8 protein-coding genes are annotated in these 6,000 nt (G+C 62.9%); 4 read left to right on the top strand and 4 right to left on the bottom strand.

Features of this window, described 5'->3' with window-relative positions:
- Positions 1 to 65: 65 nt before the first annotated feature.
- The 4 genes from lhpI to sppA form a co-directional block, all read right to left on the bottom strand.
- Positions 66 to 1,034: a bifunctional Delta(1)-pyrroline-2-carboxylate/Delta(1)-piperideine-2-carboxylate reductase gene (gene lhpI / locus NKJ08_RS05880; RefSeq protein WP_352525176.1), complete on the bottom strand. Its 969-nt coding sequence runs from the start codon at positions 1,032 to 1,034 to the stop codon at positions 66 to 68.
- A 52-nt stretch (positions 1,035 to 1,086) separates the two neighbouring features.
- Complete coding sequence (locus NKJ08_RS05885) at positions 1,087 to 1,419, bottom strand: LapA family protein (protein ID WP_352777032.1); 333 nt, start codon at positions 1,417 to 1,419, stop codon at positions 1,087 to 1,089.
- 49 nt (positions 1,420 to 1,468) lie between these two features.
- Positions 1,469 to 1,753 (bottom strand): integration host factor subunit beta, encoded by a 285-nt coding sequence (locus NKJ08_RS05890; RefSeq protein ID WP_006200394.1) that lies wholly within the window; start codon positions 1,751 to 1,753, stop codon positions 1,469 to 1,471.
- A gap of 70 nt (positions 1,754 to 1,823) precedes the next feature.
- A complete protein-coding gene (gene sppA / locus NKJ08_RS05895) occupies positions 1,824 to 2,780 on the bottom strand; it encodes a signal peptide peptidase SppA (RefSeq protein ID WP_352525178.1) in 957 nt (318 codons plus the stop codon).
- A 306-nt stretch (positions 2,781 to 3,086) separates the two neighbouring features.
- On the opposite strand from sppA, the gene lptC reads away from it, so the two are divergent.
- The 4 genes from lptC to NKJ08_RS05915 all read left to right on the top strand — a co-directional run.
- Positions 3,087 to 3,800 carry an LPS export ABC transporter periplasmic protein LptC gene (gene lptC / locus NKJ08_RS05900; RefSeq protein ID WP_352525179.1) on the top strand — a complete coding sequence of 238 codons (714 nt, stop codon included), beginning with the start codon at positions 3,087 to 3,089 and terminating at the stop codon, positions 3,798 to 3,800.
- Positions 3,787 to 4,386: an LptA/OstA family protein gene (locus tag NKJ08_RS05905; RefSeq protein ID WP_352525180.1), complete on the top strand. Its 600-nt coding sequence runs from the start codon at positions 3,787 to 3,789 to the stop codon at positions 4,384 to 4,386. The genes lptC and NKJ08_RS05905 overlap by 14 nt, the downstream gene beginning before the upstream one ends.
- The gene (lptB, locus tag NKJ08_RS05910; RefSeq protein ID WP_292664962.1) at positions 4,386 to 5,204 is read left to right on the top strand and encodes an LPS export ABC transporter ATP-binding protein; all 819 of its coding nucleotides are present in this window, start codon (positions 4,386 to 4,388) and stop codon (positions 5,202 to 5,204) included. Before NKJ08_RS05905 ends, lptB begins: the two co-directional genes overlap by 1 nt.
- A gap of 197 nt (positions 5,205 to 5,401) precedes the next feature.
- The coding region (locus NKJ08_RS05915) for an RNA polymerase factor sigma-54 (RefSeq protein ID WP_502906318.1) at positions 5,402 to 6,000 on the top strand (599 nt) is incomplete at its 3' end.

Raw genomic sequence — 6,000 nt, forward strand, 5'->3', positions numbered from 1 at the left:
GAAATATGATTGGCACGAAGCCGCACGATTGGTACGGCTCCCTACTGCCCTACTGCCCTACTGCCCTACTGCCCTACGCTTGCGCGATACACGGCAATGCCGGCGGCGAGGTCCTCGAGGGCCGCACCGACCGACTTGAACAGCGTGATCTCGTCATCGCTCTGCCGACCTTTTTTCTGGCCGCGTGCCAGTTCATGCAGGTCTGCGACGATGGCTTCCGGTTTCAGCACGCCGGAGGCCAGCGGCTGGACGATATCGCCGGCTTCCTTGATGGCGCCAGCGCGGGTGTCGACATAGACGCGGGCGCGTGCAATCGCGTCGTCGTCGCTTTCGCGCATCGCCGGCGTGAAGCCGCCAACCAGATCGACATGGGCTCCTGGCTTCAAGAGTGCGCCCTTGATCAGTGGCGTGGTGGTGATGGTCGCCGACGACACGATATCGGCCTGGCCGAGTTCGGCGTCGAGATCGCCTGCTGCTTCGGCCGCAAAACCCTCGGCACGCAATTTTGCCGCGAGCTTTTCGGCATTGGCCGGCGTGCGGTTCCAGATGCGGATGTTCTTGATCGGCCGCACCGCCGAATGCGCCTTTGCAAGGAATGGCGACAGCGCGCCGGCGCCGACCACCAGCAGCCGCGAGGCGTCCTCGCGGGCCAGATACGAGGCGGCCAGCGCCGAGGCACAGGCCGTGCGCCACTGCGTCAGCCGCTGGCCGTCGATCAAGGCCTGCGGCTCGCCGGTGGCGCCGTCGAGCAAGAGGTAAAGCCCCATCACCGCAGGCTTGCCTACGGCATTGTTGTCGGGTGACACGGTGACAATCTTGACGCCGATATGGCCATCGGCCGAGGTGCCGGCTGCGTTGAAGTCGGTCCAGGCCGGCATCAAAAGCAGCGTCGAGGCGGCGCCATCGGGCCGCTCGACCGTGTGATGGTGCCTGATCGGCTGCACAGCGCCGTCGCGAAAAGCGGCGCGCAACGTCTCGACCAGCCCGGAAAAGGTCAGCGCACGGTCGACCTCGGCGGCGGAAATGGTCAGCATGGAAGGCTCCGTGGAGAAATAGGCCAGCTGCGCTTCAGGCCCGAACCGCGGCTCAGTTCGTCGGCTTCGGCAAGGCCGGGCCCTGCGCCGCGGTGGGCGCGCGGCTGACCGCCTGGCGCAGGTTCTCAGCCTCGGCGCCGCGCTGGCGCGCCAGCTTGCGGTAGCGACCCTGCTTGATCCAGGTCGCCAGGCTGCCGACGATCATGCCGATGGCCAGCGCCAGGAACAGGAAAATGAAGAGCGGCACGGTCAGCGTCAGCGCCGGATTGCCGGGATTGAACGGATCGAGCGTGAAGGCCACCGGTTCGCGGTTGGCGACGGCCAGCGCAATCAGGATGACGGCCAGCGGCACGAAAACCACGATGAGGATGAAGCGATTGAACATGTTTTTCCGTTCGGAAGAAAAGGCAGGAGCGGGTCGGCGGGCGCCGCGCCTATTTGCCTCCGTTCAGCCTTTCACGCAATTCCTTGCCGGTCTTGAAGAACGGCACCCATTTCTCCTCGACCTCGACGGATTCGCCGGTACGCGGATTGCGGCCGGTGCGGGCAGGGCGGTTTTTCACCGAAAACGCACCGAAGCCGCGCAGCTCGACCCGGTTGCCCTCGGCAAGGGCGTCGGTGATTTCATCGAAGATGGCGCCGACAATGTTTTCGACGTCGCGCAGGAAAAGATGCGGGTTGCGCGTGGCGATGATCTGCACAAGTTCGGATTTGATCATGAAAAGGCTCCCCGTGAAAGCAGTGCCGTCGAAATTATCAGAATGATTTTATTTGCTTTTTTCACTCGTCTCAAGGGTGCCAGACGGAAACGAGACCGTCAAGAAACAAGCGGTCCGCTCCAATTTCGTGAAGGACGTCGCCGCCATAGCCGGGCAGGCCAAGCGCACCGCCGATGGTCTGCGCCATCGTCTTGGAGAACAGGAAACCGCTGCGTTTTTCCGTGTCCTTCCATTCCACCACTTTGAGCTTGGCATCGACACCCTTGCCTGCAAGCCAGTCAATCGCTTCGGCCTCGCCGCCGACCGCGTCGATCAATCTGTTGGTGACCGCCTGCCGGCCGGTGAAGATCGATCCGTCGGCGAGCGCCAGCACCTCCGGTTTGGTCATGTTGCGGCGTTCGGCGACGATGCCGACGAACCAGTCGTAGCTGTCGAGAATGAGCTTGCGGACCATGGCGCGCTCATCATCATTGGTCGGCTTGAAGGGAGACGGCGAGGCCTTCAAGGGCGAGGATTTCACCTCCTCCAGCTTAATGCCAAGCTTGTCCATAAGGCCGCTGACGTCCGGGTACTGGATCAGCACGCCGATCGAGCCGACGATCGATGATTTGCGTGCGACAATATGGTCGGCCGCGGTGGCGATCATATAACCCGCCGACGCGGCGAGCGTGCCGACCTCGGCCACCACCGGCTTGTCGGCGGCGAGCTTGCGCACTTCCTCGTAGATCGACTCGCCACCGACGGTGGTGCCGCCGGGTGAATCGATCGACAGGATCACAGCCTTGACGCGCGGCGACTGACGGATGGCTTCCAGCCGCTTGATCAGTTCTTCGTCTTCGGTGATGGTACCTTCGATCTTGACCTTGGCAATGTGGTCGACAGCCGCGCCAGTGAAGTCGTCGCCATAAATCCAGGCGGAAAAGGCGATCAGCCCGGCTGCTGCGACAACAATCGCCGCAACACGCCAGAATGTCAGCTTGCGGCGCAAGCGGCGGCGGTCGATCAGGTCGTCGGCTCTCAATGCCATGGTCAGCCTCGTAGTCGGTGGGAGCAGATGCTTTTAAAGCAACCATTCGCGCCCGGCTACCGTTTCCTGACGGCCTTGCGCCAAAGGCCGTCTTCGGCGTTCGCGGCACGCTTCAACCTGTCACGTTTACAGGCTCTAACACTCTGCGCCCATATCTGGTATGAGGTACAGGCGCGCCGGGGGCATTTTCGTTGTACAGGGGCGGTTGTCACATTTTTGCGGTTTTCCTCGGCTTGTGCTTGCTTGAGGGCGCCGGCACCCCACCTATAGGGCGGCCTGGCGGGCAGGGGTTTAGAAGAAGCAGTCATGTTAGCGGGACCAATCGAACCGACCAACACCGAGACGGAGTTGGCTCCCAAGGCCGCAGGCTGGGCGCGGGTCGACGCGTTTGACATTGCGCAGCGTCATTCGCGCCGGGTCCGGATTCTCAAGCTGGCCGTGCCGCTGGTCGCCGCCGTGATCGCGGTCGCGTTTCCGGTCTATTCCTATCTCATGGCCCCCGCTGCAATCGAGGTGCAGGCCGACGGCGGCGCCTTTGCCGATGGCAAGCTGGTGATGGCCAATCCCAAACTCAACGGCTTCACCAAGCAGAATCTGCCCTATTCGATGACGGCCCTGCGCGCCATACAGGACGTTAGCAAACAAGGCATCATCGACCTGGAAGGCATCAAGGCCAAGCTGCCGATTGCGGCCGACAACACGGCCGCCATCGATGCCACGCACGGCACCTATGATCGCGACGGCAACACGCTCAGCCTGACCAGCGACGTGACGGTGTCGACCACGGATGGCGTGGTGGCAAAATTCAAATCGGTCTATCTCGACATCGGCGAAGGCACTATGAAGACAAGCGAGCCCGTCGACGTCAGCCGCGGCGGGTCGCGGATCAGGGCGGATTCGATGTCGGTCCAGGACAATGGCAAGGTCCTGGTTTTCGAGAACAAGGTGCGCGTCGACATCGATCCCGCCAGCCTGAAGGCGGCAGAGGCAAAGAGCGGAGAGACCAATGTGGTTCAGTAGTTCGGCACGGCGCCTCGCTGCGATTTCGGCGTTGCTAACCTTGGGGCTGACCTTGGGGACGGCGCCGTCGCTGGCGCAGTCCAAGGCGACCAGCCAAATGTCCGGCCTCAGGCTGTCGGGCGACAAGCCGATCCAGATCGAAAGCGACAAGCTCGAGGTGCGTCAAGCGGAAAGCGTTGCCGTCTTCACGGGCAACGTCAACGTCGTCCAGGGTCCAACTGTGCTCAAGGCCGGCAAAATGACGGTCTATTACGTCAGGGATGCAGGCGCCGCCAAAGGCGCCCAGCCGGCGGGTGCCGCGGCAATGACCGGATCCGCCAACATCGACCATCTCGAGGTCGACGATAAGGTCTACATCAAATCGGACAATCAGGTTGCCACCGGCGACCGCGGCACCTTCGACATGAAGACCGAAGTGCTGGTGCTTTCGGGCAGCAAGGTCGTGCTCTCGCAAGGCGACAACGTGCTTGTCGGCTGCAAGCTCACCGTGCAGATGAAGAGCGGCCTTGCCCAGGTCGACGCCTGCGGCGGCCGTGTCATGATGTCGATCACGCCGCCGGCGAAGTCCGGAGCAGCGAAACCCTGATGACCGGCATATCGTCGCTGCTGGCGCGTCTTCCAGGGCGCGCCGCTAGCAAACTTGCGGCACCGGCCAGGGTCACCGTTGAAGCGGCAAAGTTCAAGGGAACCTTGATCGCCAAGGGGCTGACCAAAAGTTACAAGGGCCGCAAAGTCGTCAGCGGCGTAACGCTGGGCGTGCGCGCCGGCGAGGCGGTTGGGCTGCTCGGCCCCAACGGTGCCGGCAAGACGACCTGTTTTTACATGGTGACCGGCCTGGTGCCGGTTGACGAAGGCACCATCGAAATCGACGGTTTCGACGTCACATCGATGCCGATGTATCGCCGCGCCCGTCTTGGCATCGGCTATTTGCCGCAGGAAGCATCGATTTTTCGCGGCCTGAACGTCGAGCAAAACATCCGGGCCGTGCTCGAAGTGGTCGAAAAGAGCCGCAAGGAGCGTGAGCGCCTGCTCGACGAATTGCTTGAGGAATTCCACATCAGCCATCTGCGCAAGGCTCCGTCGCTGTCGCTCTCCGGCGGTGAGCGGCGGCGCCTCGAAATCGCACGCGCGTTGGCCACGCGCCCCGCCTACATGCTGCTCGACGAACCTTTCGCCGGCATTGATCCGATCGCCGTCGCCGACATCCAGCAGCTCGTGCGCCATCTGACGGCACGCGGCATCGGCGTGCTCATCACCGACCATAATGTCCGCGAGACACTTGGCCTGATCGACCGCGCCTATATCATCCATGCCGGCCAGGTGTTGACCCATGGCCGGGCCGACGAAGTGGTCGCAAATGCCGATGTGCGGCGGCTTTATCTCGGCGAGGGATTTACGCTCTAAATGCGAACTTCCGGTTCGAACGCGATTTCCGGCGTAGTCCAGTAGCTTTTTCTTCAATTTTCTGCCTGAAATCGCGCTGGCAGGCGAGTTTTGCCGCTCCTCGTCTTGACAAGCAAAAGCCGGGCCAGTTTCTATGCTGGCCTGGAAAATTCTTTCCAGCAGTGCGGGTGCGTAGACGGGGCGTTTGAAACCGAACCATGGCGTTGGCGGCAAAACTACAGCTACGACAGTCGCAGTCGCTGGTGATGACGCCGCAGCTGATGCAGTCGATCCGGCTGCTACAGTTCACCCACCTCGAGCTGGAACGCTTCATCGACGACGAGATCGAACGCAATCCCCTGCTGGAACGCGCCGAACCGCAGGAGGACGCCGCCAGCGACCAGGCGCAGAAGAGCGACGCCGCACCGGAATCGGCCGCCGGCGGCGACTGGTTCGAAGCGGAGACGGCGTGGAGCGCCGAGGCGATCTCGGAAAAGCTCGATACGTCGCTGGAAAACCTGTTTCCCGACGATCCCGGTACGAGCGAGCGGCTCGGGCCCGACCTGACGGCGCAATGGAAATCGGCGTCCGGCAACAGTTCGGCGTCTTCCTCCGACGGCTTCGACGTCGCAGATATGGCGGCGGCTGCCATCACGCTGCGCGACCATGTCGGCGAGCAGGTGGCGCTCGCCTTTGCCGATCCGGCGGCGCGCCTGATCGCCGGCGAGCTTGCCGATGGCCTCGACGAGGCCGGCTACATGCGTGCGGATATGGCCGAGATCGCGGCCCGCCTCGGTACAGACGCCACGGCGGTGGC

It is taken from the genome of Mesorhizobium sp. M0244, assembly GCF_040321795.1.
Classification (GTDB): domain Bacteria; phylum Pseudomonadota; class Alphaproteobacteria; order Rhizobiales; family Rhizobiaceae; genus Mesorhizobium.